This window comes from Streptomyces sp. P9-2, from assembly GCF_051903975.1.
GTDB classification, from domain to species: Bacteria; Actinomycetota; Actinomycetes; order Streptomycetales; family Streptomycetaceae; genus Streptomyces; species Streptomyces cellulosae.
In genome coordinates this window covers 326,560-350,734 of the sequence record NZ_CP192634.1, presented here as the reverse complement: position 1 = coordinate 350,734, position 24,175 = coordinate 326,560, and the positions used below count along the sequence as shown (strand labels likewise).

General features: G+C 72.9%; 21 protein-coding genes. 11 read left to right on the top strand and 10 right to left on the bottom strand.

Going from position 1 to position 24,175, the window contains the following annotated elements; genetic code table 11:
- The first annotated feature begins 68 nt into the window (after positions 1–68).
- Entirely contained in the window at positions 69–1,073 is a 1,005-nt protein-coding gene (locus ACQY0Z_RS34215) for a helix-turn-helix domain-containing protein (RefSeq protein ID WP_189899936.1), read from the top strand.
- 155 nt (positions 1,074–1,228) lie between these two features.
- Entirely contained in the window at positions 1,229–1,933 is a 705-nt protein-coding gene (locus ACQY0Z_RS34210; protein ID WP_439813502.1) for a response regulator, read from the top strand.
- Between the two features lie 36 nt (positions 1,934–1,969).
- On the opposite strand, the gene ACQY0Z_RS34205 is transcribed toward ACQY0Z_RS34210, so the two are convergent.
- Positions 1,970–3,187, bottom strand: a complete 1,218-nt coding sequence (locus ACQY0Z_RS34205) for a serine hydrolase domain-containing protein (RefSeq protein ID WP_189899940.1) — start codon at positions 3,185–3,187, stop codon at positions 1,970–1,972.
- 173 nt (positions 3,188–3,360) lie between these two features.
- Positions 3,361–3,855, bottom strand: a complete 495-nt coding sequence (locus ACQY0Z_RS34200) for a nucleotide triphosphate diphosphatase NUDT15 (protein ID WP_439813501.1) — start codon at positions 3,853–3,855, stop codon at positions 3,361–3,363.
- Between the two features lie 255 nt (positions 3,856–4,110).
- Here ACQY0Z_RS34200 and murQ point away from each other — a divergent pair, with 255 nt between their 5' ends.
- Together murQ and ACQY0Z_RS34190 are read left to right on the top strand one after the other, a co-directional pair.
- Positions 4,111–5,061 carry an N-acetylmuramic acid 6-phosphate etherase gene (murQ, locus tag ACQY0Z_RS34195; protein WP_337662764.1) on the top strand — a complete coding sequence of 317 codons (951 nt, stop codon included), beginning with the start codon at positions 4,111–4,113 and terminating at the stop codon, positions 5,059–5,061.
- Positions 5,062–5,100: 39 nt separating this feature from the next.
- Entirely contained in the window at positions 5,101–6,618 is a 1,518-nt protein-coding gene (locus ACQY0Z_RS34190) for a PTS transporter subunit EIIC (protein ID WP_189899944.1), read from the top strand.
- A gap of 93 nt (positions 6,619–6,711) precedes the next feature.
- Here ACQY0Z_RS34190 and ACQY0Z_RS34185 read toward each other — a convergent pair whose 3' ends face one another.
- Together ACQY0Z_RS34185 and ACQY0Z_RS34180 are read right to left on the bottom strand one after the other, a co-directional pair.
- A complete protein-coding gene (locus ACQY0Z_RS34185; RefSeq protein WP_254585920.1) occupies positions 6,712–7,608 on the bottom strand; it encodes an RNA polymerase sigma-70 factor in 897 nt (298 codons plus the stop codon).
- Positions 7,609–7,660: 52 nt separating this feature from the next.
- Positions 7,661–8,821, bottom strand: a complete 1,161-nt coding sequence (locus ACQY0Z_RS34180) for an NAD(P)/FAD-dependent oxidoreductase (RefSeq protein ID WP_189899948.1) — start codon at positions 8,819–8,821, stop codon at positions 7,661–7,663.
- A 279-nt stretch (positions 8,822–9,100) separates the two neighbouring features.
- Between ACQY0Z_RS34180 and ACQY0Z_RS34175 the strand changes: the two genes are divergently transcribed.
- The 3 genes from ACQY0Z_RS34175 to ACQY0Z_RS34165 all read left to right on the top strand — a co-directional run bounded on the left by ACQY0Z_RS34175 (position 9,101) and on the right by ACQY0Z_RS34165 (position 11,399).
- Complete coding sequence (locus ACQY0Z_RS34175) at positions 9,101–9,649, top strand: hypothetical protein (RefSeq protein ID WP_439813500.1); 549 nt, start codon at positions 9,101–9,103, stop codon at positions 9,647–9,649.
- A 117-nt stretch (positions 9,650–9,766) separates the two neighbouring features.
- On the top strand, positions 9,767–10,501 hold the full coding sequence (locus tag ACQY0Z_RS34170) for an alpha/beta fold hydrolase (RefSeq protein ID WP_347224502.1): 735 nt from the start codon (positions 9,767–9,769) through the stop codon (positions 10,499–10,501).
- Between the two features lie 292 nt (positions 10,502–10,793).
- Positions 10,794–11,399: a lytic polysaccharide monooxygenase gene (locus ACQY0Z_RS34165; protein WP_189900119.1), complete on the top strand. Its 606-nt coding sequence runs from the start codon at positions 10,794–10,796 to the stop codon at positions 11,397–11,399.
- A gap of 145 nt (positions 11,400–11,544) precedes the next feature.
- On the opposite strand, the gene ACQY0Z_RS34160 is transcribed toward ACQY0Z_RS34165, so the two are convergent.
- The 5 genes from ACQY0Z_RS34160 to aceE all read right to left on the bottom strand — a co-directional run bounded on the left by ACQY0Z_RS34160 (position 11,545) and on the right by aceE (position 18,484).
- The gene (locus tag ACQY0Z_RS34160) at positions 11,545–12,294 is read right to left on the bottom strand and encodes an SDR family oxidoreductase (protein WP_189899953.1); all 750 of its coding nucleotides are present in this window, start codon (positions 12,292–12,294) and stop codon (positions 11,545–11,547) included.
- Between the two features lie 60 nt (positions 12,295–12,354).
- Positions 12,355–14,085 carry an L-aspartate oxidase gene (locus ACQY0Z_RS34155; RefSeq protein ID WP_439813499.1) on the bottom strand — a complete coding sequence of 577 codons (1,731 nt, stop codon included), beginning with the start codon at positions 14,083–14,085 and terminating at the stop codon, positions 12,355–12,357.
- Between the two features lie 179 nt (positions 14,086–14,264).
- Positions 14,265–14,690: an OsmC family protein gene (locus ACQY0Z_RS34150; RefSeq protein WP_189899958.1), complete on the bottom strand. Its 426-nt coding sequence runs from the start codon at positions 14,688–14,690 to the stop codon at positions 14,265–14,267.
- 86 nt (positions 14,691–14,776) lie between these two features.
- Entirely contained in the window at positions 14,777–15,673 is an 897-nt protein-coding gene (locus ACQY0Z_RS34145; protein WP_254585916.1) for an RNA polymerase sigma-70 factor, read from the bottom strand.
- Positions 15,674–15,796: 123 nt separating this feature from the next.
- Complete coding sequence (gene aceE, locus ACQY0Z_RS34140) at positions 15,797–18,484, bottom strand: pyruvate dehydrogenase (acetyl-transferring), homodimeric type (RefSeq protein WP_189899962.1); 2,688 nt, start codon at positions 18,482–18,484, stop codon at positions 15,797–15,799.
- A 350-nt stretch (positions 18,485–18,834) separates the two neighbouring features.
- On the opposite strand from aceE, the gene ACQY0Z_RS34135 reads away from it, so the two are divergent.
- The 4 genes from ACQY0Z_RS34135 (at position 18,835) to ACQY0Z_RS34120 (ending at position 22,463) form a co-directional block, all read left to right on the top strand.
- Positions 18,835–20,037 carry a macrolide family glycosyltransferase gene (locus ACQY0Z_RS34135; protein ID WP_347224503.1) on the top strand — a complete coding sequence of 401 codons (1,203 nt, stop codon included), beginning with the start codon at positions 18,835–18,837 and terminating at the stop codon, positions 20,035–20,037.
- Positions 20,038–20,040: 3 nt separating this feature from the next.
- Positions 20,041–20,532, top strand: a complete 492-nt coding sequence (locus tag ACQY0Z_RS34130) for a hypothetical protein (RefSeq protein WP_347224504.1) — start codon at positions 20,041–20,043, stop codon at positions 20,530–20,532.
- Complete coding sequence (locus ACQY0Z_RS34125) at positions 20,529–21,446, top strand: hypothetical protein (RefSeq protein ID WP_439813498.1); 918 nt, start codon at positions 20,529–20,531, stop codon at positions 21,444–21,446. The genes ACQY0Z_RS34130 and ACQY0Z_RS34125 overlap by 4 nt, the downstream gene beginning before the upstream one ends.
- A gap of 132 nt (positions 21,447–21,578) precedes the next feature.
- Complete coding sequence (locus ACQY0Z_RS34120; protein ID WP_189899969.1) at positions 21,579–22,463, top strand: endonuclease/exonuclease/phosphatase family protein; 885 nt, start codon at positions 21,579–21,581, stop codon at positions 22,461–22,463.
- Between the two features lie 30 nt (positions 22,464–22,493).
- Here ACQY0Z_RS34120 and ACQY0Z_RS34115 read toward each other — a convergent pair whose 3' ends face one another.
- The gene (locus tag ACQY0Z_RS34115; RefSeq protein WP_439813497.1) at positions 22,494–24,047 is read right to left on the bottom strand and encodes an MFS transporter; all 1,554 of its coding nucleotides are present in this window, start codon (positions 24,045–24,047) and stop codon (positions 22,494–22,496) included.
- Positions 24,048–24,175 lie beyond the last annotated feature (128 nt).

Below are 24,175 nucleotides of genomic sequence, written 5' to 3'. Positions count from 1 at the left end.
CCCCGCCGACTGTTGTACGGTATTCAACCGTTCAGGCGTTTGAATATCGTCGTGCGGGGGAGGGTGCCGTGACACTGGAGGCCGCCGGGGTCACCGGCACCGAGGAGACCGTCTACCGCCTGCTGGTGACGATGGGCCGGGCCACCGCCCGCGAGGTCGCCGACCGGGCCGGCCTCGAACCCGAGCACACCCGGCACGTGCTGGACGCGCTCGCCGCGAAGAACCTGGTCAGCCAGAGCGACGGACTGCCCCGCCAGTACCGGCCCACCCCGCCCGACGTGGCGCTGCTGCCCCGTCTCAAGCGCCGCGCCGACGCCCTCGACCTCGCCCGCGCCGAGGCCACCGCGCTGCTGGAGTCCTACCGCGAGACCATGCGCCGTCAGGACCTCGGCCAGCTCATCGAGGTCATCACCGGCGCGGAGGCGTTGCGCCAGCACCTGCGCCAGATCCAGGACGGCGCCCGCGACGAGATGCTGTGGTTCTGCAAGGCCCAGTACGTGGCCATGCCGTCCGGCAGCAACCGAGCCGAGTTCGACGCGCTGGCCCGGGGCGTGCGCTACCGGGTGCTGTACGAGAAGGCGTTCTTCGACGACGAGGGCGCCGTCGATAACGTTGTCGAGGGCGTCAGGGCGGGCGAGCTGGCCCGCGCCGTGCCGCACCTCCCGCTGCGCCTCGCGGTCGCGGACCGCGCCATCGCGATCTGCCCGCTGGTCCCGGGCGGCCCCGACGGCAGCCCCGAGGAACCCACCTCCGCGCTGGTGCGCGACAGCAACCTGCTGGCCGCGCTGGTCGCCCTCTTCGAGCGGTACTGGGAGGACGCGGTCCCGCTGGACGTCGACGACACGGGCGCGGTCTCCGGCACGGACGCGGCGGGTGCCCCCGACCCGCTCGGCGCCACGGACCGCCGCCTCCTCGCCCTCCTGGTCGCCGGCGTCGCGGACAAGGCGGTGGCCACCCAGATGGGCCTCAGCCGCCGCACGGTGCAGCGCCGCATCCAGCGCCTGATGGAACTCGCGGGTGCGACCACCCGCATGCAGCTCGCCTGGCAGGCGGCGCGGCGGGGGTGGCTGTAAGGGGGGTTGCCGTGGCCGTCGGACCGGGTGAGGCTGGCGGCAGGAGGGCGGGTCGGGCCCCGGGTGGGTGATCAGGGCCGAACGGCCCTGGTCCGGCGGCCCCGGACGGGCCAGGATCCTGGTGGAACCCCCCGCGCGCAGCAAGGAGCATTTCGATGGCGGACGGCGAGCAGTCCGGCCCCGAGGACCGGCCGATCCGGGTCTTCCTCCTGGACGACCACGAGGTGGTCCGGCGCGGGGTGCACGACCTGCTGAACGACGAGCCGGACATCACGGTGGTCGGCGAGGCCGCCACCGTCGAGCAGGCCCTGGTGCGCGTCCCCGCCCTGCGCCCGCGTGTCGCGGTCCTCGACGTGCGGCTGCCCGACGGCGACGGCGTGACCGTGTGCCGGGAACTGCGCTCCCGGATGCCGGACCTGGCGTGTCTGATGCTCACCTCGTTCGACGACGAGGAGGCCCTGCTGGACTCGATCATGGCCGGCGCGTCCGGCTACGTCCTCAAGCAGATCCGCGGCTCCGACCTCGTCGAGGCCGTCCGCACGGTCGCGCGAGGCCAGTCGCTGCTCGACCCGAGCGCCACCACCAAGCTGATGGAGCGGCTGCGCGGCGGCCCCCGCAAGGAGCAGGAGGAGCAGGACGTCCTGCCCGGCCTCACCGAGCGGGAGCGGGAGATCCTCGAACTGATCGGGGAGGGCCTCACCAACCGCCAGATCGGCCGGCGCCTCTATCTCGCCGAGAAGACGGTGAAGAACCACATCTCCCGCCTGCTCGCCAAGCTCGGCGTGGAGCGCCGCGTCCAGGCCGCCGTGATCGCCACCGAGGCCCGGGACCGCCTGCGGCACGACGGCAACGGTCGCTGACGGGCGCGGCACCCGCGCCCGGCAGCGCGTGAAGCGTCAGTCGCGGGCGATCTGCGGCGCGATGTCCTCCGTGAACCGCTCCGTGGAGGCCGCCGCCCGGCGCACCGCGGCCGCCGGGTCGGTGCCGCAGAACGACGCGTCCAGCGTGGCGCCGAGCGTGGTGTTCACCGTGCCGTTGTTGGAGGTGTTCGCCGACGACGTCATGCTGCGCCGGCCGTCGCTCGTGGTGAAGGCGTACGTGTAGTAGCCCTGCACGGTGCCGGTGTGCCCGTACACCGTGGTGCCGCAGGAGAGCGTCCGCCCGCGCAGCCCCAGACCGTACGACTGCTTGCCGTCGGCGGTGACCGGGACCATGGTGGTCATCTCCCGCAGCTGCTCCTCGGGCAGCAGCTTCCCCGAGAGCAGCGCGGAGAAGAACCGGTTGAGGTCCTTGGCGTTGGAGATGACCGCGCCCGCGGACTGCGCCCAGGAGACGGTCTGCTCGGTGGAGTCCACCAGCGGCAGCGTGGTGTCGTCCTGCCGCAGGTAACCGCGCGCGTACGTGCCGGAGATGGTGGTCCGCGGGTGGACGTACGAGGTGTTCTTCAGCCGCAGGGGCACGAAGATGCGCCGCTGGTAGTGCGTGGCGACCGGCGTGCCCGTCACATGCTCGATGATGGCGCCCAGCGCGACGAAGTTGGTGTTGGAGTAGCTGTACGCGGCGCCCGGCGCGTTGTTCAGCGGCTTCGCCGTCGACAGGTCGATCAGCTCCTGGTAGCTGAAGACCTTGTTCCGCACCGCCTCGAAGCCCGGGACCGTGTTGTGGAACATGTCGTTGGTGTAGTCGTACAACCCGCTGCGGTGGCTGAGGAGATGACGGACCGTGATGCGCTCGTCGGGCAGCGGCTCGGGCAGGTAGCGGTTGGCCGGCGCGTCGAGGTCGACCTTGCCCTCGGCGACGAGCTGCAGCAGCACCACCGTGGTGAACGTCTTGCTGACGCTCCCCACGCGGAACCGCCGCCCGGTGTCCATCGGCGTGTGCGCGGCGGTGTCGGCCTCACCGGTGGCGACGTGGTAGCTCCGCGGCCCCTCGTCGATCCGGGTCAGCGCGCCGGGCGCGCCCTGGGACAGCGCCGTCCGGTGCACCTCGGCCACGGCGGCGACGTCGGGCGCCGGCAGCGAGGGCGTGGTGGAGTCGGCGAGGGCGGGGGACGCCGCCAGGGTGACGACCAGGGTGGAACCGACGAGCGCGACGCTCACGTCTTTGATCCGCATCCGCTTCTTTCCTGAGTGTGGGGGAGGAACAGGGTGCCTGCGGCGACAACTACCTTGCCTGGCAAGGTGATTGACGGTGTCTCACAAGACCGCGGCGACAACGTTCGCATCGTAGTGCAGCCGCGCCCCGCCACCCCGCCCTTCAACCCGGCGTGGCGGAAACGGCCTTGCCCTCACCCCGCCGGCCGGACCGGGTAGTGGTGCGCCTCCGCCGCCCCGCGCGGCGACGCCTCCGGCCACACGCAGTCCAGCACCGACGCCGACGGGCCGAACAGCGCCGACGGCACCGCGTCCCGCGCGAACCACTCCCAGCGCACGATCTTGTCCGGTTCCGTCACCTCGGGTGTGCCCTGCGCCCCCTCGGCGACCGCGGCGGCCGTCACCCGGGTGAGCCCGCGCAGACCGTCCACCAGCACGGCCAGCACCCGTACGGCCGTGGCCGGCACCGACAGCCCGGTCTCCTCCGCCAGCTCGCGCGCCGCCGCCGTCTCGAAGTCCTCGCCCGGGTCCACCTTGCCGCCGGGCAGCTCCCAGCGGCCGTCGTGGCCGAGTCCCAGCAGGACGCGGCCACCGGAGTCGAGGACGGCGACGCCGACCCCCGTCAGGCTGTGCGGTGTGGGGCGGGCGCGCTCGGGGCGCTCCGGGGTGAGGTCTCCGGTGCTGTTCACCGGTCCCTTCTACACGGTCACGGGCCCGCCCCGGTATGAGGTGACGCACGTCACCGGCTCCTGGCTTGGAGGGGCGGGTGGCGCGGTGGCGACAGTAATGGGACGCATCGTTCCGCAGGGGGTGCCCGCGAGGGACCGCAGGTCGCCGCGAAGTCGTGATCGGACCTTTGCGTGACGACCCTTGACGCACGCGAAGGCTGAAAATATCTTTCAGGATCAAGTGATCGACAGAAAGTAAATTTCGACCCCGGGAGAGTGACGTCCGTGCCCGCCGCAGACGCCGTGGAGAGCGGCCGGTTGCGTGAGCAGCTGGCCACCATGACCACGGAGGCGTACCGCCCGGAGCTGGCGGACATCGACCGCCTGCCCACCCTCGACATCGCCCGCTTCATGAACGCGGAGGACGCCACCGTCACCACGGCCGTCGCCGCCCGGCTGCCGGAGATCGCCGCCGCGATCGACGGCGTCACCGCCCGCATGGCCCGCGGCGGCCGGCTGGTCTACGCCGGCGCCGGCACCGCGGGGCGGCTCGGCATCCTCGACGCCTCCGAGTGCCCGCCCACCTTCAACACCGACCCCGCCCAGGTCGTCGGCCTCATCGCGGGCGGCCCCACGGCCGTGGTCAACGCCGTGGAGGGCGCCGAGGACCGTGAGGACGCCGCCCGCGCCGACCTCGACGCCCTCGCCCTCACCGCGGACGACGTGGTCGTCGGCATCTCCGCCTCGGGCCGCACCCCGTACGCCGTCGCGGCCGTACGCCACGCCCGCGCCCTCGGCGCGCTCACCGTCGGCCTGTCCTGCAACGAGGACAGCGCGCTGGCCGCGGCCGCCGACCACGGCATCGAAGTGGTGGTCGGCCCCGAGACCCTGACGGGCTCCACCCGGCTCAAGGCGGGCACGGCGCAGAAGCTGGTGCTCAACATGATCTCGACCATCACGATGATCAAGCTGGGCAAGACCTACGGGAACCTGATGGTCGACGTCCGCGCCTCCAACGAGAAGCTCAAGGCGCGCGCCCACCGGATCGTCTCCCTCGCCACCGGCGCGCGCGACGAGTCCGTCGAGACCGCCCTCGCCGACAACGACGGCGAGGTCAAGAACTCCATCCTCACCCTCCTGGCGTCCGTGGACGCCCCCACCGCAGCCCGCCTGCTGCAGGACGCCCACGGGCACCTGCGGAAGGCACTGGAAGCCGCAGCCGCCTGACGCGGCCTGCCCCACCTCACAGCAAGGCATGACCGCACCATGAGCGAAGAGAACAAGCATCGCGCCACTGCTGCCGCCATCCTCCCCCTGGTCGGAGGCGCGGCGAACGTGACGTCGGTGGCCCACTGCATGACCCGGCTCCGGCTGGGCCTGCGCGACCGGTCCCTCGTCCAGGAGGAGGCACTCAAGGCACTGCCCGCGGTCATGGGGGTCGTCGAGGACGACACCTACCAGATCGTGCTGGGTCCGGGCACCGTCGCCCGTGTCACCCCGGAGTTCGAGGCCCTGGTGGCCGAGGAGCGGGCGGACGCCCCGGAGGAGCCCGCCGCTCCCGCGGGCGGGTCCGACCCGGTGACCGCCGAGGAGCTGGCGGCGCAGGGGGCGGCGCTCCGCGCGGAGCGGAAGGCGAAGAACGCCACCCCCTTCAAGCTGTTCCTGCGGCGCATCGCGAACATCTTCGTGCCGCTCATCCCCGCGCTCATCGGCTGCGGCATCATCGCCGGCCTCAACGGCCTGCTCGTCAACCTCGGCTGGCTGCCCGGGATCACCCCGGCGCTGGCCGCCATCGCCTCCGGCTTCATGGCGCTGATCGCCGTCTTCGTCGGCTACAACACGGCCAAGGAGTTCGGCGGCACCCCGATCCTCGGCGGCGCCGTCGCCTCGATCATCGTCTACGCAAAGGTCGCCGACGTCGAGGCGTTCGGCCAGCACCTCTCGCCCGGCCAGGGCGGTGTCCTCGGCGCGCTGGCCGCGGCCTGCCTCGGCGTGTACGTCGAGAAGCGGTGCCGCCGCTGGGTCCCGGAGTCCGTCGACGTGCTGGTCACGCCCACCGTCACCGTGCTGGTCTCCGGCCTGGCGACGCTGTTCGGACTGATGTTCCTCGCCGGTGAGGTGTCGTCCTGGATCGGCGAGGCCGCCGACTGGCTGCTCGCCCACGGCGGCGCGGGCGCCGGCTTCCTCCTCGGCGGTCTGTTCCTCCCGCTGGTCATGCTGGGCCTGCACCAGGCGCTCATCCCCATCCACACCACGCTGATCGAGGGCGCCGGCTTCACCGTGCTCCTGCCGATCCTCGCCATGGCGGGCGCGGGCCAGGTCGGCGCGGCCCTCGCGATCTACCTGCGGCTGCCCCGCAACACCTCGATCCGCACGACCATCAAGTCCGCCCTGTGGCCGGGCTTCCTGGGTGTCGGCGAGCCGCTGATCTACGGCGTCTCCCTGCCCCTGGGCCGCCCGTTCGTCACGGCCTGCGCGGGCGGCGCCTTCGGCGGCGCGTTCGTCGGCTTGTTCAACCAGCTCGGCACGGACGTCGGCTCCACCGCGATCGGCCCCTCCGGCTGGGCGCTCTTCCCCCTCCTCGACGGCAACCACGGCCTGGCGCAGACGATCGCCGTCTACGCGGCCGGCCTGATCGTCGGCTATGTGGCGGGCTTCGTGGCGACGTACTGGTTCGGCTTCACCAAGACGATGCTCGCGGAGCTGAACGCGGCGCCCGACGAGACGGCGCCGGCGTCCCCCGCCCCGGTGGCGGCCGAGGAGCGCGTCGCGGAGAAGGTCTGACCTCCGGCCGGGAGACCGGCCGCACGGACGGCGCCGGGCCGGCCCCTTCACGGGGGCCGGCCCGGCGCCGTTTCCTGTGTGCGCGTGGGCCGCTCACCGTCCGGCGAGGAAGGTCTCGGACTCGACCCGGGTCAGCTTCTCGGGGTTGCGGACGTAGTAGAGCCGCGTGACCCGGCCGTCCTCCACCCGTGCGGCCAGCACGCCGTCGATCTCGCCGTCCAGGCGCAGGACGAGCCCCGGGTTGCCGTTGACCGTGATGGCCTCGCCGGTGAGCGTGCCGCCCGCCTTGCCCAGGCTGCCGGCCATGTAGCGGAGCACCTTGCCCGCGCCGGTGACCGGCCGCAGCGCCGCCAGCTTGAGTCCGCCGCCGTCGCTGACGAAGACGACGTCCGGCGCCAGCACGTCGAGCAGCCCCTGCAGGTCGCCGGTCTCCAGGGCGGACCGGAACGAGTCCAGCGCCGCCCGGGTCTCCTCGGCGGACACCGGTGTGCGGGGGCGGCGGGCGTCGACGGCCCTCCGCGCCCGGTACGCCGTCTGACGTGCCGCGGCGGGCGTCTTGCCGAGGGCGGCGGCGATGGCGTCGTAGTCGAAGTCGAACACCTCGTGCAGGACGAACACGGCGCGCTCGGTGGGGGAGAGGGTCTCCAGGACGTACAGGAGCGCCAGGGACAGGCTCTCGGCGAGCTCGGCGTCCTCCGCCACGTCGGGCGCGGTGAGCAGGGGTTCGGGCAGCCAGGGGCCGACGTAGGTCTCCTTGCGGCGCTTCAGCGTGCGGAGCCGGTTGAGGGCCTGGCGGGTGGTGATCCGCACCAGGTAGGCGCGCCCGTCCCGCACCTGTGCCAGGTCGACGTCGGTCCACCGCAGCCAGGTCTCCTGCAGGACGTCCTCGGCGTCCGCGGCGGAGCCGAGCATCTCGTAGGCGACGGTGAACAGCAGGTTCCGGTGGGTGAGGAAGGCCTCGGTCGCGGGGTCGGTGGCGTGGTCGTTCATGTCGTGTGTGTCGCTCTCTCGTGGCCGGCCCCGCGACGGAGGCACTTGGTGGTCAGGCGGGGACGTTCCGGCGGGGGCCGAGGCCGTCGTCCCGGACCGGCCGGGAACTGGCCTTGCGCGCCCCGGACACCAGCTGACGGAGGGTGGACCGGCAGGCGATCTCCTTGACGCCGGCGGCGGGCCGGCCGCTGAGGTGGAGCGCGTTCACCCGGTCGTCCAGGTACGAGAACTGGGTGACGCCCTCCTCCCGGCCGAGGCTCAGGCACTGCCCGGCGAACAGCAACCGGACGGGCGACGGGGACTTCCCCGCGATGCGGCGCAGGATGGTGCCGGCGGCGCCCGTGCCCAGCTGCACGGCGGCCTGGCAGCTCATCCGGACCGGCCGGCCCGTGATCACGCCGGCGTCCCCGGCGGCGACGATGCGGTCGTCGTCCACGCTGGTCAGCGTCGGGTCCGTGACGAGACGGCCGTGGGCGTCGGTCGTCAGCCCGCTGTACGCGGCCAGGCCCGGGACACGGAAGCCCGCGGTCCACACGGTCACCGCACCGGCCACGTCGCGGCCGTCCTCGAGCCGTACGGCGTCCCGGGTCACCTCCGTCACCCGCGTCCCGGGCCCCTCGAGGACCCGCACGCCCAGCGCGGCGAGCCGGCGGGCGACCGGGCGGCGGCCCCGCGCGTGCAGGGAGGGGCCGAGGACGCCTCCGCAGACCAAGGTGACGAGCCGTCCCGTCTCCGCCAGTTCGGCGGCGGTCTCCACACCGGTCAGGCCCGCCCCGACCACGGTCACCGGGGCCGTCGAGGGCGTGTCGGCCAGCGCCTCCCGCAGCCGCCGCGCGCCGTCGAGGTCCGCCACCATGTGCGCGAACTCCGCGGCCCCGGGCACGTCGGGGGCGGAGGCGCCGCTGCCCACCGCGTAGACCAGGTAGTCGTAGGCGAGGGTGTCACCGCCGGCCAGGGTCACCCGGCGCTCCACGGGCTCGATCAGGGTGGCGGTGCCGACCACCAGACGGACGTTCCGGCCCAGCAGCTCCCCGAAGCTCTCCACCGCGTCGTCGGACCCGGTCACCAGCTGGTGCAGGCGGATGCGTTCGACGAAGTCGGGCCGCGGGTTGACCAGTGTCACCGACAGGCCCGCGCGGCGCGCCAGCCGGTTGGCGGCCTTGACGCCGCCGTAACCGCCGCCCAGGACGACGACCTGGATGTTCTCGCTCATGATGTCTCCGTAGGTGAATCGGGCCGGGGAGCCGGACCGTGGGATCGCGTTTCGGCATGGAGACACCGGCGGGAGGTCCGGCGTAACACGCGCGGTGGGTGGGGTTCGGGCGAATGCCGTCATGGGCGGGGTCCGGCGTTCCAGGAGCGGAGTTTGTCGGGGTTGACGACGACCCACACCCGTACGGCCTCGGCACCGGAGACCTCCAGGCTCAGGACGGCGACCACGCGCCCGTCGTGGCGGACGACGAGCCCCGTGGGCCCGTTGCCGGAGTGGGGTGTGAGTGCGCGGGCGGCGGTCGAGCAGGCGCAGGAGTCCGCGGGCGACCCGGTCGCGTCCGTGCACGGGTGCGACGAGCGTCCGGATCTTTCCGCCGCCGTCGAACCAGGCGGTGGCGTCGGGCGCCAGCAGGGGGAGGAGCAGATCCTGGTCCGCCGCGAGGCAGGCACGGCGTACGGCGTGCACCACGGCGTCGTGCCGGCGGAGGGTCGCGGGCTCCGTGGCGGGGGGCCGGGTGACGACGGGGAGGTCCGGGACGGAGTCGGTGAGTCGCTCAAAGCCCGGCACCGCGAGCCGGTCCTCGCAGATCCCTTCGACTCTGCCGACGAGCCAGGCCGCGGGCACGGGGACGCGCTCCCGCTCGGGATCGGACATGGCGTACCACCGCCGGTAGCACTCGTCGACGGCGCTTTCGGCGTCGTCGGCGCTGCCGAGCATGCGGTGGGCGAGAGCCACCAGGGCCCGCCGCTCGTCGAGCAGGTCCGCGAGCGGGGAGCCGTCGTCGACGCGGTTCACACGCGTGAGACCGGACAGCCGGTCCGTCTGTGACAGCCGTTCTTTTTCAACCCTTTTGTCACACACGGGCAGGCGGCCCGGTCATCGAAGCGAAAGGCGACGACGTGTCGCCGGCCCGGCGGCACCGCCTTCCGACGAAAGGCTTCAGCCATGTTCCACCGTTCCCGCTCTCCCAAGCCCACCGTGGTCCTCGTCCACGGCGCCTTCGCCGACTCGACCAGCTGGAACGACGTGGCGCGCGAACTGCGGCGCCAGGGGCACCCCGTGGTGGCCGCCGCGAACCCGCTGCGCGGACTGAGCAGCGACGCGGCGTACGTCCGTGAAGTCCTCGCCGGCATCGAGGGACCGGTCGTCCTCGTCGGCCACTCCTACGGCGGGTCGGTCGTCACCGCCGCGGCGGTGGGCGCGGACAACGTGCGGGCGCTGGTGTACGTCGCCGCGTTCATCCCGGACAAGGGCGAGAGCGCGCTCGACCTGGCGGCGCGCTTCCCGGGCAGCAGCCTCGGCGAGGCGCTGCGGCCGGTGCCGGTCACGCTGCCGGACGGTTCGCCGGGCATGGAGTTCACCATCGACCAGGCGAGGTTCCCGCACCAGTTCGCGGCGGACGTGCCGGAGGGCGTGGCCCGGCTGATGGCTGTCACCCAGCGCCCGGTCACCGGCGCGGCACTGGAGGAGCCGGCGCCCGAGCCGGCGTGGCGGACGCTGCCGTCCTGGGCGGTCGTCGCCACGGAGGACCTCAACATCCCCGCCGCCGCGCAGAGTCACATGGCGAAGCGTGCGGGCGCCCAGGTGACGGAACTGGAGGCGTCCCACGCGGCGAGCGTGTCGCATCCGCGGGAGGTCGCGGGCGTCGTGATGGCGGCGGCCGCGTCCGTGAAGCAGTAGCGGATCGCCACACGCACGGTGCCGCCGCCCCACTTCGGGCCGGCGGCACCGGCGTATGCGGCGCCGAGTCGTGCCGGATCGATGCGCTCGGTCGAAATATTTCGGCACCGACCGAACGTCTCCCCGAAACCGTTTCGTTCGCTCCACGAAACCTGCACGCGCGCCTTCTACCTTTGGGAGCGCTCCCATCACGTTTCACTCACAGGATTGGAGTCATCCCCCCATGCGCAACTCGCGTTTATCCGCCGGTACTTCCCGGCCGACCGGGCGCCGGCTCTTCCAGGCGTTCCTGATGCTGTTCGCCGTGGTGGCCGGCGCGCTGACGTTCTCGGGCACCGCCCAGGCGCACGGTTCCGTCGTCGGACCCGCCTCCCGCGCGTACCACTGCTGGGAGGAGTGGGGTGGCGACCACATGAACCCCGCCATGGCGCAGGAGGACCCCATGTGTTGGCAGGCCTACCAGGCCAACCCCAACACCATGTGGAACTGGATGAGCATGCTCCAGGACGGCCTCGGCGGCCAGTTCGAGGCGCGGATCCCGAACGGCAAGCTCTGCAGCAACAACCACCCGAACTTCGAGAGCCTCAACAACCCGGGTCCGTGGACGACGACGCCCGTCGGTGACAACTTCACCGTCCACCTGTACGACCAGGCGTCGCACGGCGCGGACTACTTCAAGGTGTACGTGAGCAAGCAGGGCTTCGACCCGAAGACCGAGGCCCTCGGCTGGGACGACCTGGACTTCATCACCCAGACAGGCCGCTTCGCCCCGGCGAACGACATCACCTTCCCGGTGCAGACCTCCGGCTACTCCGGACACCACATCGTCTTCACCATCTGGCAGGCCTCCCACTTGGACCAGGCCTACCTGATGTGCAGCGACGTGGACTTCGGCTGAGCGACACGGCACAGCGAGGCCCGGACGGTGTCCCTGCCGTCCGGGCCTTCGCCCTGATGGGGCCGACCGTCGTTCTCGGATCACCGGTCCCGTACGCGCCCGGAAGGGGCGCGGGGAACCGCGCGAACGACCGGTCGACGGCCCGTCACTTCTCCTGCGCCGCCAGCCAGTCCTCGTACCGTGTCGTCGCCAGTTCCGCGTCCGGGCCCGGGAGGAGGGTGGACTCGGTCACGGGGGCGCCCGAGTACCCGGCTTCGGGGTCGGTCACGATCTCGCGCGGGTCGCCCGCGGCGGACAGGGCCGTGCCGATGGGGTCGGCCAGGAAGAGCGCCTCGGGGCCGCCCACCTCGACCATGCCGTCGAGCGGGGAGGCGACCGCCGCGCGGCACACCGCCGCGGCCACGTCGTCCGAGGCCATCGGCTGGAACTTCGCCGGAGGCACCCGCACCGTCCCGTCGACCGTCGACAGGTCCGCGAGTCCCTTCATGAACTCGAAGAACTGCGTGGCGTGCACGATGGAGTACGGCATGCCGGAGTCCCTGATCAGGTCCTCCTGCGCCTGCTTGGCGCGGAAGTAGCCGCTCTCCAGGAGCCGGTCCGTCCCGACCACGGACAGGGCGACATGGTGGGCCACCCCCGCGTCCGACTCCGCCTTGAGGAGGTTGGTGGTCGACGTACGGAAGAACTCCATGACGTCGTCGTCCGCGAACGACGGCGAGTTCGACACGTCGACGACGACCGACGCGCCGTCCAGGGCCTCGGCCAGTCCCTCACCCGTCAGGGTGTTGACGCCGGTGTTGGGCGCGGCCGGCACCGCCTCGTGGCCCTCGGCCCGGAGCTGGGTGACGACCTTCGAGCCGATGAGCCCGGTGCCGCCGATCACTACGACCTTCATGAGTCGATTCCCTTCATGCTGTGGGTAGATGGGTGCGTGTGGGCGCCTGCGACGGCCCGCTCATTCCTGCAACTTGCCGTCCGTCGGCACCTCCTCCATCAAGGAGGCGATCTCCTCGGGGACCGGCGGGATGCTCTCCCGGGTGACGCCGGCCGCCGGCGACCACACGAGGTTGACCCGCAGTTCCTCCCTCATGTCCGGGTAGTCGCTGCGGTTGTGACAGCCGCGCGTCTCCCGCCGCTCCAGCGCCGCCTCGAGCGTGGCCCGCGCGGCCAGCACCGCCGCCTTGAGGTCGAAGGCGTGGGCGAGATCCTGGAAGCCGGCGATGTCCGGGTGGACCCCGACGTCCTCCATCCGCCTCTCGATCGCGGCGAGTTCGGCCAGCCCGGTGCGCAGCCCCTCCTCGTCGCGGACGACGCCCGCGTGCTCCGTCATCGTGTTGCGGACGGCACGCTGCAGGGCGCGGACGTTCTCCGGCCCGTCCGCCGCGAGCAGTTCGTCGACCTCCGCCCGCGCCTCGGCGACGGCCGCCGCCGAACGGGGCTGCGCGGTCAGCGACTCGGAGTACGCGGCGGCCGCCTGTCCGGTGATACGGCCGTACACCAGCAGCTCGATGAGGCTGTTGCCGCCGAGCCGGTTCGCGCCGTGCAGGCCGCTGGACGCCTCGCCGATCGCGTACAGGCCGCGCACGTCGGTGCTGTGGTCCTCCGGGCGCACCCACACCCCGCCCATCGAGTAGTGCGCCGTGGGCGCCACCTCGATCGGGTCACGGGTGATGTCCCGCATCTGCAGGTCCAGCAGCGTCTGGTACACCCGGGGGAGCCGGTTCATGATCGTCTGCCGGGGGAGGTGGGAGACGTCCAGCCACACCCCGCCGTTCTCCGTGCCGCGGCCCTCCTTGATCTCCGTGTAGGAGGCCAGGGCGACCCGGTCACGGGTGGACAGCTCCATGCGCCCGGGGTCGTAGCGGCTCATGTACCGCTCGCCGAGCGCGTTGCGCAGGATGCCGCCCTCGCCGCGCGCGGCCTCGCTGACCAGCGTGCCGGCCGCGTTCTCCGGCTCGATGATCCCGGACGGGTGGAACTGCACCAGTTCCGGGTCGCGCAGCCGTGCCCCCGCCTCCACGGCCAGCCGGAAGGAGTCCCCGGTGTTCTCGTCCCGCCGCGACGACGTCCGCCGCCAGATCCGGGTGTGCCCGCCCGCCGCGAGGATCACCGCGTCCGCGTGCACCCGGTAGCGCGTGCCGTCCTTCAGACCGAAGCCGTACGCCCCGAACACCGCGCCCTCGTGGGTGAGGATCCGCGTGATGTACACGCCCTCCAGCACCGGTATCCGCAGCTGCTCCGCGCGCCGGACGAGGGCGCGCTGGATCTCCAGGCCCGTGTAGTCGCCGGCGAAGGCGGTGCGGCGGAACTTGTGCGCGCCGAAGAACCGCTGCGAGATACGGCCGTCCTGCTCCCGCGCGAAGGCCATGCCGTAACGCTCCAGGTCGTCGATGCCCCGGGCGGCGCCCCGGGTGACGATCTCGGTGGTGCGGGGGTCGCCCAGCAGGTAGCTCTCCTTGAGCGTGTCCGCCGCGTGCTGCTGCCAGCTGTCCTCGGGGTCCATCGTGGCCAGGGCCGCGTTGATGCCGCCGGCGGCGAGGGAGGTGTGCGCGTCGTCCTTGGGGCGCTTGCCGACCGCGAGGACGTCGACGCCGGCCTCGGCCAGTTCGACGGACGCCCGCAGGCCGGCCCCGCCGGTGCCGATGACCAGCACCGTGGTGGAGAGACGTTGTTCGGTGGCAGCCACGATTGCTCCGATCGTCGAGGTGACTCACCGACTACGACCGGACGGCCGCCCGGGCTGTGACACCACCTCGACGTCGCACGCGTACCTTCCAGCATGCGCCGTGCACGGGAGGCGGGCGACCCGGCGCGGACGCCGCCGTACCCGCCGTCCGGCGACCGGACGACGGGTACGAGGGGGATTCACTCCGGCAGCGGAGCGGGCGCGGCGATCCGCCGCACCGTGGTCACCACCGTCGGCACGGTCGTCACCGTCACGTCCCCCGTGATCAGCCGCTGCACCGGGCAGCGCCCGGCGACCTTCAGCAGCCGCTCCACCTGCGACGGGTCCAGCCCGCCGGTCAGCCGGACGTGTTTGACGATCTGCCCGCGCGGCCCGAACCGCGCGTCCACGACGACATGGTCGAGCCCCCAGCCCTGCCGTGCCGCGTACGCGCGGACCGCCATCGACGTGCACGACGCGAGCGCCGCGAGGAGCAGTTCCCCGGGGGTGGGTCCGGTGTCCGCGCCGAGCGGTTCGGGTTCGTCGGCGGTGAGCAGGTGCGGTCCGACCGCGACGGTGCGGGCCAGCCGCCCGCCCTCACGGACGGACACGGTGCGTCCAGTCATGACGGTGCCTCTCGGTGGGTCCTGCGGGTCACCCACCAGACCGCGGCGATCACGCGGTTGTGACACCCCGCAGCCGGACCGGGCCGTCAGGCGGTCAGCGACGTCACGTACGGCGCCAGCTTCTCCGGGTTCATCACCCACATGATGCGGTGGATGCCGTCCTCGGACGCGTCGACCGACAGCAGCGCCACCGGGTTACCGCCGGCCGTGACGAGCACGGCGGGGCCGGCGTTCGCCTCCACCCACCGGGTCTCGGCCGGCGGCCAGAAGCGCGGCGCGAACGCGGCCAGGTACTTGGAGACGCGCGGGCGTCCGATCACCGGGATGCGCGAGGCGCCGCGGATGCCGCCGCCGTCGGCGTAACTGACCACGTCGGCGGCCAGGACGTTCTCCAGCACCCGCATGTCGCCGGTCTGCGCGGCCGCGAGGAACACCTCGAGCAGCCGCCGGTGATCGGCCGGGCTGACCGGCTCCTTGCGCTCGGCCGACAGATGCTTGCGGGCACGGCTCACCAGCTGCCGCGTGTTCGGCTCGCTCGTCTCGAGGATCTCCGCGACCTGTTTGTACGGGTAGTCGAACGCCTCCCGCAGCACGTACGCGGCCCGCTCCACCGGGTTGAGCTTCTCCAGCAGGAGCAGCACCGCCATCTCCAGAGCCTCGGCCCGCTCCGCGCCCAGCTGCGGGTCGTGCCGGGTGTCGACCGGCTCGGGCAGCCACGGTCCGACGTACGACTCGCGCCGTACGCGCGCGGACTGCGCGACGTTGATGGCGAGGCGCGCGGTGATCGTGGTGAGGAAGGCGGCCGGTTCCTTGACGGCGGAGCGGTCGGTGTTCTGCCACCGCACCCACGTCTCCTGGAGGACGTCCTCCGCCTCCGCGGCGCTGCCGAGCACCCGGTACGCGATCCCGAACAGCTGCGGACGGGCCGCGAGGAAATCGTCCGTCGCCCGGTCCAGGGAATCGGATGCGTCCCGAGGGTCCATGGTCGCCCCTTCCGGCTCCGCGCTCACCATGCTACAAGCCGCCTCCACCCCGCGCGTCCGGGAGCCGGACGGGCCCACGGCCCTGTACGTGCACGCTACAACGGGCTCGTCCGGCTTCCCTGGTCAGCCCTCCTGTCCGTACCGGGCACGGGCCCGGGCGGCCGTCTCCGGGGGCACCGCACCGGTCCGGGCGAGCTGGTCCAGGGCCGCCACCGCGATCGACGCCGGGTCGACGCCGAAGTGGCGCCGGACCGCCTCGCGGGTGTCGCTCAGTCCGAAACCGTCCGTGCCGAGGGACGCGTAGTCCTGCTCGACCCACTGGCCGATCTGGTCCGGGACCTGCCGCATCCAGTCGCTGACGGCCAGCACGGGACCCGGCGCCCCGGCGAGCGCCCGCGTCACGTACGGGACGCGCTCCTCGCCGCGCAGCCGCGCCGCGTCCGCGCGCAGCGCGTCACGCCGCAGCTCCGTCCAGGAGGTCACCGACCACACGTCGGCGTGCACGCCCCACTCGGCGGCCAGCAACTCCTGTGCCTCCAGCGCCCAGTGGACCGCCGTCCCGGACGACAGCAGCTGGATCCGCGGACCGGACCCGGGCGAAGACGCCGGCCGGAACCGGTAGACGCCCCGGATGATGCCCTCCTCCACCGAGGGCCCGGACGGCATGGGCGGCTGCCGCTTCGGCTCGTTGTACACGGTCAGGTAGTAGAAGACGTCCTCGGGCCGCTCCCCGTACATGCGCCGCATCCCCTCCCGGACGATCACCGCGATCTCGTGCGCGAACGCCGGGTCGTAGGAGATCGCCGCCGGGTTGGTGGACGCCAGCAGGTGCGAGTGCCCGTCGGCGTGCTGGAGGCCCTCGCCCGTCATGGTGGTGCGCCCTGCCGTCGCCCCGACGACGAAACCGCGCCCCAACTGGTCGGCCAGCGCCCAGAACTGGTCGCCGGTGCGCTGGAAGCCGAACATCGCGTAGAAGACGTACAGCGGGATCATCGGCTCGCCGTGCGTGGCGTACGAGGTGGCGGCGGCCGTGAACTCGGCGACCGAGCCCGCCTCGGTGATGCCCTCGTCGATGAGCTGCCCGTCCGCCGCCTCCCGGTAGCGCAGCAACTGGTCCGCGTCGACCGGCTCGTAGGTCTGGCCCTCCGGTGCGTAGATGCCGGCCGTCGGGAACAGGGACTCCATGCCGAAGGTGCGGGCCTCGTCGGGGACGATCGGCACCCAGCGACGCCCTGTCCCCTCGTCGCGCATCAGGTCCTTGACCAGCCGGACCAGCGCCGTGGTGGTCGCCACCTCCTGCGTGCCGGACCCCTTGTACAGGGCCTCGAAGGCGGCGGGCGGCGGCTGCGGCAGCGGGCCCGCCGTGACCCGGCGCTCCGGCACCGGACCGCCCAGCGCGGCACGCCGCTCCCGAAGGTACCGCACCTCGGGCGCGTCCTCACCCGGGTGCCGGAACGGCACCTCGTCCCCGTCCAGCGCCCGGTCGGGGATCGGCAGCTCCAGCCGGTCGCGCAACTCACGGAACTGCCGTTGACTCAGCTTCTTCATCTGGTGGTTGGCGTTGCGCGAGGCGAACTCCGGGCCCAGGGTGTGGCCCTTGACCGTCTGCACCAGGACGACGGTGGGCGCGCCCCTGTGCTCGACCGCCCTGCGGTACGCCGCGTACACCTTCAGCGGCTCGTGTCCGCCGCGCGCGGCGCCGAACAGCTCGGTCAGCGCCGCGTCGTCGAGCCCGGCCGCCACCCCGGAGAGGCTGTCACCGGTGAAGAAGTGCTTCCGGACGTAGGCCGCGTCGCGCGCCGCGTACGTCTGGAGCTGTGCGTCCGGCACCTCGCCGAGCCGGCGCACCAGCGAGCCGTCGGTGTCCTGCCGGAACAGGGCGTCCCACGCCTCACCCCACAGCGATTTGACGACGTTCCAGCCCGCCCCGCGGAAGCGTGACTCCAGCTCCCGCACGATCTGCGCGTTGGGCCGTACCGGACCGTCCAGCTTCTGCAGGTTGCAGTTGACGACGAAGGTGAGGTTGTCCAGGCCCTCACGGGCCGCGAGCGCCAGGGCCGCCGTCGACTCGGGCTCGTCCGTCTCACCGTCGCCGAGGAACGCCCACACCCGGGAGCCGGAGGTGTCCTTGATGCCCCGCGCGTGCAGATAGCGGTTGAAGCGGGCCTGGTGGATCGCGGCGAGCGGCCCGAGACCCATGGACACGGTGGGGAACTCCCACAGCCACGGCAGCCGCCGCGGATGCGGGTACGAGGGCAGCCCGCGGCCGCCCGCCTCCTGCCGGAAGTTCGCCAAGTGCCCCTCGTCGAGCCGTCCTTCGAGGAAGGCGCGCGCGTACACACCGGGTGTGGCGTGCCCCTGCACGAACAGCTGGTCGCCGGAGCCGTCGCCGTCCTTGCCGCGGAAGAAGTGGTTGAACCCCATCTCGTACAGCCAGGCGGCGGAGGCGTACGTGGAGAGATGACCGCCCAGTCCCAGACGGGCGCCGCGGCTCACCATCGCCGCCGCGTTCCACCGGTTCCACGCGGTGATCCGGGACTCCAGGGCCAGGTCACCGGGGAAGTCCGGCTGGGCCCATGAAGGGACGGTGTTGACGGGATCGGTGGTGAGCAGCCCGGGCACGGCGAGACCCGACCGGGCGGCGTGCTCGTGCACCCGGCGCAGCAGATACACGGCCCTGTCCGGGCCGGCGTTGCGCACGACGGCGTCCAGGGACGCCCGCCACTCGGCGGTCTCCTCGGCGTCACGGTCGGGCAGCTGGTCGAGCTCGCTCACCACGGCGGGCTCCGGAGGCCGGGACGGGTCACTCATGGCGCTTTCCTTCGGTCACGCGGGGGAGGGCGCGGGGAACACGCCCGGGCGGGCCGCCCGCCCCGTTGTCCGGGACGCGGGGCCGCCCACCCCCGTACGACCAGGGCGGATGCGGCCCTGTGACAGGGCGGGGAGTGACGCCCGTTACATCCCCGGCCGTCAGGGGCGGGCGCTGTCACAGATCACGGGGCTGTCCGGTCGGTGGAGGGAACGCGACCGCGTCGACCGAGTGACAGGAGAGGACGAACGATGAGTGGCTCGGGTCCGTACGACCTTCCCCGGCCCGCGACAGCACCGCCGGGAACCGCCCCGCGGTGGTGTCGCACCGCCCCCCTCACGGGGGCCGTACGGTGAGCACCGTCGCGTTCGTCAACGTCGCCCTGCGCGGCCACATCAACCCGACGCTGCCCGTCGTCGCCGAACTCGTGCGGCGCGGCCACACCGTCACCTACCACACCACCGCCGCGTTCGAGGCGGACGTGGCCGCCGCCGGCGCCACCGTGTTCCGGTACCCCGGGGACGGTCCGCCGCTCGCCGGTCCGCCGACGCCCGTCACCCTGCTGGAACAGCTCGCCCGCACCGCCCTGGAGACCCTGCCGTCCGTGCTGTCCGACCTGCGCGGCGCCCGGCCTGACGTCGTCGTGCACGGCGCCGCGTGCCCCTGGGGTCCGGTCACCGCGGCCGAACTCGGCGTGCCCGCCGTGTCGTTGTTCACCACCATGGCCTTCGGCCGTCGCGTGCCCAGCCCCGCCCGCGCCTCCTGGAAACTGCTGGCCGAGGCGGTCTCACGGCCCCGCAGCCTCCTCGGCTACCTACGCGCGCGCCTGCTGCTCACCCGCCGCCACCGCACCCGGGGGCTGCCCCGGATCGACCTGGTGAACGCGCGTCAGCCGGTCAACCTGGTCTTCACCTCCCGCGCCTTCCAGCCCGAGGCCGCCTCCTTCGACGCCTCGTACCGGTTCGTCGGCCCCAGCGTCGGCGCCCGGCCGGGCGACCCGTCGTTCCCGTTCGGCCTGCTGCGGACGCCCGTGCTGTACGTCTCCCTGGGCACGGTGTTCGACGCCGGACCGTCGGTGCTGCGGGGCTTCGCCCGCGCCCTGGCGCCGCTCGGCGGCACCGTCGTCGTCGCCACCGGACGCACCGATCCGGCCGCGCTCGGCGATCTCCCGGACGACGTGATCGCCCGCCGGTTCGTCCCGCAGCCCGAACTGCTGGACCGCGCCGCGCTGTTCGTGACGCACGGGGGCATGAACAGCGTCAACGAGGCGCTGTACGCGGGTGTGCCCGTCCTGGTCGTCCCGCAGGGCGCCGACCAGCCTCAAGTGGCCCGCAGGGTCACCGAACTGGGCACGGGTCTGACCGTACGCCCCGAGGACGCCACCGAGACCGCCGTGTACGCCCTCGCCCGCCGTCTGCTCACCGAGCCCCGCTTCCGGGACGCGGCCACGGCCCTGCGCGCCGAGCAGCGCCGGGCGGGCGGGCACCTCCGCGCCGCCGACGAGATCGAGGCCCTCCTGCACCGCACCGGACCCCACGAGAAGCGGGAGCACTGAGCCATGCCGTCCGCCGTCGTCGTCGCCCTCGTCCTGCTCGCCGGGCTGTCCGAGGCAGCGGGGCGCATCCTGCCCCTGGTCGCCCGGCGCCCCCGGGTGTCGCCGCCCGTCGTGGCCGGGCTGCTGCTCACCGGCGCCGCCGTCGAGAGCGCCGTCATCACCCTCTGGCCGCTGACCGCGTACACCCTCGCCGAACTGCTGCCGTACGCCTCCGCCTCCGGGACGGCGCCCGGCTGGACCGCCGGACAGGTCGCCCCGATGCTGCTCGGCGCCGTCATCGCCTTCCCGCTGCTCGGCCCCGCCCTGCACCTGATGCTGCTGACCGGCGTCGGCGCCGGCCTTGTCGGTCCCGTCGCCGCCGCCGGAGGCGTGGGCGGCTGGACCGCCGCTGCCTGCGTGGCCGCCGCCGGCGTCGGGCTCGCCGCCGCCGTCGAGGCCGTACGACGCCTCGTCGGCCGGATCGGCACCCCCCGGACGCGGAGGAGGACGGCATGACCTGGTTCCCGCTCGTCGCCCTCGTCCTCGGCCCCGAACTCCTCGTCGAGGCGCTGCTCGCCCGCTACGAGGTGATGCTCTACACCGCCGGCTGGCGCACCCCCGCCGCCGAACTCCCGCCCGGCGTGCCCTACGCCCGCGGCGCCGACCCCGACCGCCCGCCGGCCGCGTACCTCGTCTACCTCGACGGCATCGGCAAACGGCGCTTCACCGACACCCGCGACGGCGGACAGCTCGTCAAGGCGCTGCTCGCCGCCGCGCCCGACCTGCGGGTGCTGGGGCAGGTGCAGCCGTACTCGCCGCTGGCCGCGCCGCTCGCCGACCGGCCGGTGTGGGTACGGATCCGCCGGCACGCCGGGCTGCTGCTGTTCCTGCACAACGTCATGCAGATCTTCGTCGCCGCCGACCGGCGCTACCGCCCCCTCTACAACCGCGCCGTCGGCGGCCAGATCGCCGGCCAGCTGCGGCGCGCCGGCTACCGGCCGGGCGGCGGCACCCCCGTCGTGCTGCTCAGCTACAGCGGCGGCGCGCAGGTCGCCACCGGCGCGGTCGCCGAACTCCACGCCCAACTCGGGGCGCCGCTGCTGCTGATCACGCTCGGCGGCTTCCACAGCGGTGCCAACGACCTCAGCCACGCCCTGCACCTGCACCAGCTCACCAGCCCCCACGACCGGATCGAACGCGTCGGCACCTTGCTGTTCCCGCAGCGGTGGCGCCTGCTGCGCGGCAGCGCCTGGAACCGGGCCCGGCGCGCCGGGAAGGTCACCGTGCACCGCATGGACCCGGCCACCCACCTGGGCCGCCGCAGCTACATCAGCCCCCACTCCCACCGGCCCGACGGCCGCAGCCACCTGCAGCACACCACCGACACCGTGCTGGCGCTCGTCCGCACGGTCACCGGCACGCCGTCCTGAGGCGGGGCCAACGGGGAGGGCCGACGGGAAAAGGAACGGCCAAGGCACTCGGCACCCGCCCCCGCCTGTGCTTCCATGCGGTGTCGGCGCACTGACCGTGCGTCAACACCGCATCCGCAGACAGGAGAAGGCATGCCGCAAGGACCCAGACGTCCCGCCCGCACCGCCCGTGTCGCCGCCCTGCTCCTCGCCGCCGTCCTGTCGCTCACCGCGGCCCCGGCCACGGCCGCGGAGGACGCCGCCCCGTCCGGCTCCCGCGCCCCCGCCGTGCCACTCCGCGTGGCGACGTACAACATCCACGCGGGGGCGGGGGAGGACCAGGTCTTCGACCTCGACCGTACCGCCGCCGCCCTGCGCGACCTGCGCGCCGACGTCATCGGACTCCAGGAGGTCGACGTCCACTGGGGCGAGCGCAGCGCCTTCACGGACGAGGCCCGCGCGCTCGCCGAGAAGCTCCGTATGCGGGTCTTCTTCGCGCCGATCTACGACCTCGACCCGGCCACCGAGGGCGGGGAACGACGGCGGTACGGCGTGGCCGTGCTCAGCCGTCATCCCGTGCTGCACGCCGAGAACCACGAGATCACCCGCCTGTCCACCCAGACCCCTGACCCGGTGCCCGCCCCCGCGCCCGGCTTCGCGGAGATCGAGATCCGCGTGAAGGGCGTACGCACCCACATCTACTCCACACACCTGGACTACCGCGCCGACCCGTCGATCCGCGCCGCCCAGGTCGACGACATGCTCGACATCCTCGCGGACGACCGCGGGCCGAAGATCCTGGTCGGCGACTTCAACGCCGAGCCGTCCGCACCGGAGTCGGCACCCCTGTGGCACACCCTGCGCGACGCGGCGCCCGACGCCGGCCTCACCTATCCGGCGGTCGCGCCTCAGAAGCGCATCGACCTGATCACCGTCTCGGAGGGGATCACCGTGACCGGCGCCCGTACGCACGCCACCGACGCGTCGGACCACCGGCCGGTCGTCGCGGACCTGCGGCTGCCCCGCAAGGACCGCTGAACCTCTGAACCGATCGCTGAACCGGCGTCCTCACCCCGGCGGGACGCCCGGCCCGCCGCCCTGGAGACGTTCCAGGTCCGACGGACGGACCTGGATCGCCACCACCGCGACCAGGGCGGCGAGCCCGGCAAAGACCGCGGCCGTGACGAACGCGGCGGACACGCCGGAGGTGAGGACTTGGGCGCCCCACAGCCCGGGCAGTTCCCCCGTGCGCTGGAACTCCATCCGCTCGGCGGGGGTCGCCTGCTGCAGGAAGCGCGGCACGAGATCCTCCGCCTCGTTCCTGCTGGCCGTGCCGTACATGGTCACCAGGATCGACAGGCCCAGCGAGCCGCCCACCTGCTGCGTGGCGTTGAGCAGACCGGAGGCCGCGCCCGTCTCCTGCACCGGCACGTGGGACAGCGCCATCAGGGTCAGCGACACGAACTCCATGCCCATGCCGAAGCTGAACACCAGCATCGGACCGAGCACGCTGCCCGCGTACGTGGAGTGCACGTCGGTCAGCGTCAGCCACGCCAGACCCGCCGCCGCGAACAGACCGCCCGCCACCATGAACGGTTTGGGGCCGTACACCGGCAGGAACCGCGAGGCCAGTCCCGCGCTGATCGCGATGACCGCGCTCACCGGCAGGAAGGCGAGGCCCGCCCGGAGGGGACTGAAGCCCAGCACGTTCTGCACGAACAGGGTCAGGAAGAAGAACATGCCGAACATCGCCGCGGCCAGGCACAGCATGATCCCGTACGTGCCCGCTCTGTTGCGGTCCGCGAACATGTGCAGCGGTGTGATCGGCTGCGGCGACCGCCGTTCCAGCAGCACGAACGCCACCAGCACGACCACCGCGGCCGCGAACGACGCCAGCGTCAGGGGATCCCGCCAGCCGTCCTGCGCGGCCCGGATGAACCCGTAGACCAACAGCACCATGCCGGCCGTGGAGGTCAGCGCACCGACGACGTCGAAGCGGCCCGGATGGCGTTCGGACTCCTTGATGTAACGCGGGGTCGCGAGGGCGATGAGGAGGCCGATGGGCACGTTGACGAACAGCACCCACCGCCAGTTCAGCCACTCGACGAGGATGCCGCCGGCCAGCAGCCCGATGGCGCCGCCGCCCGCCGACACCGCCGCGAACACCCCGAAGGCGCGGTTGCGTTCGGGTCCCTCGCGGAAGGTCGTGCTGATCAGCGCCAGCGACGTCGGCGAGGCGATCGCGCCGCCCACGCCCTGCAGCGCACGCGCCGCCAGCAGTTGACCCGCGTTCTGCGCGAGCCCGCCGAGCAGGGACGCCAGCACGAACAGCAGCACGCCGAAGATGAACACCCGCCGCCTGCCGAGGATGTCACCGGCCCGGCCGCCCAGCAGCAACAGCCCGCCGAAGGTGAGGGTGTAGGCGTTGACAACCCACGACAGGCTGGCCGTCGAGAAGTCGAGGGAGCGCTGGATGTGCGGCAGCGCGATGTTCACGATGGTGATGTCCAGCACCACCATCAGCTGGCACGAGGCGATGACGAACAGGGCCATCGCGTTGCCGCCGCCGCGGCCGTCCCGTGCCGCCTCCTGCGTGGAGGCCGGTCGCGGACTGCTGGTCATATCGGGTCGCCCTTCCGGGAGTCCACCGTTCGACCGTACGCGCGCCTCCGAACGCCCACCACTCGATCACGGGCGGTCTCCGGACGGTGGCGCCTGCACCACCTGAAGTGGGCAGTCCGCTGCATGGG

Bases quoted from the DNA above. Each gene is read 5' to 3' on its own strand.
- ACQY0Z_RS34210 (WP_439813502.1), top strand. From the start codon at position 1,229: ATGGCGGACGGCGAGCAGTCCGGCCCCGAGGACCGGCCGATCCGGGTC.
- ACQY0Z_RS34205 (WP_189899940.1), bottom strand. From the start codon at position 3,187: ATGCGGATCAAAGACGTGAGCGTCGCGCTCGTCGGTTCCACCCTGGTC.
- ACQY0Z_RS34190 (WP_189899944.1), top strand. From the start codon at position 5,101: ATGAGCGAAGAGAACAAGCATCGCGCCACTGCTGCCGCCATCCTCCCC.
- ACQY0Z_RS34185 (WP_254585920.1), bottom strand. From the start codon at position 7,608: ATGAACGACCACGCCACCGACCCCGCGACCGAGGCCTTCCTCACCCAC.
- ACQY0Z_RS34180 (WP_189899948.1), bottom strand. From the start codon at position 8,821: ATGAGCGAGAACATCCAGGTCGTCGTCCTGGGCGGCGGTTACGGCGGC.
- ACQY0Z_RS34170 (WP_347224502.1), top strand. From the start codon at position 9,767: ATGTTCCACCGTTCCCGCTCTCCCAAGCCCACCGTGGTCCTCGTCCAC.
- ACQY0Z_RS34165 (WP_189900119.1), top strand. From the start codon at position 10,794: ATGCTGTTCGCCGTGGTGGCCGGCGCGCTGACGTTCTCGGGCACCGCC.
- ACQY0Z_RS34160 (WP_189899953.1), bottom strand. From the start codon at position 12,294: ATGAAGGTCGTAGTGATCGGCGGCACCGGGCTCATCGGCTCGAAGGTC.
- ACQY0Z_RS34150 (WP_189899958.1), bottom strand. From the start codon at position 14,690: ATGACTGGACGCACCGTGTCCGTCCGTGAGGGCGGGCGGCTGGCCCGC.
- ACQY0Z_RS34145 (WP_254585916.1), bottom strand. From the start codon at position 15,673: ATGGACCCTCGGGACGCATCCGATTCCCTGGACCGGGCGACGGACGAT.
- aceE (WP_189899962.1), bottom strand. From the start codon at position 18,484: ATGAGTGACCCGTCCCGGCCTCCGGAGCCCGCCGTGGTGAGCGAGCTC.
- ACQY0Z_RS34130 (WP_347224504.1), top strand. From the start codon at position 20,041: ATGCCGTCCGCCGTCGTCGTCGCCCTCGTCCTGCTCGCCGGGCTGTCC.
- ACQY0Z_RS34125 (WP_439813498.1), top strand. From the start codon at position 20,529: ATGACCTGGTTCCCGCTCGTCGCCCTCGTCCTCGGCCCCGAACTCCTC.
- ACQY0Z_RS34120 (WP_189899969.1), top strand. From the start codon at position 21,579: ATGCCGCAAGGACCCAGACGTCCCGCCCGCACCGCCCGTGTCGCCGCC.
- ACQY0Z_RS34115 (WP_439813497.1), bottom strand. From the start codon at position 24,047: ATGACCAGCAGTCCGCGACCGGCCTCCACGCAGGAGGCGGCACGGGAC.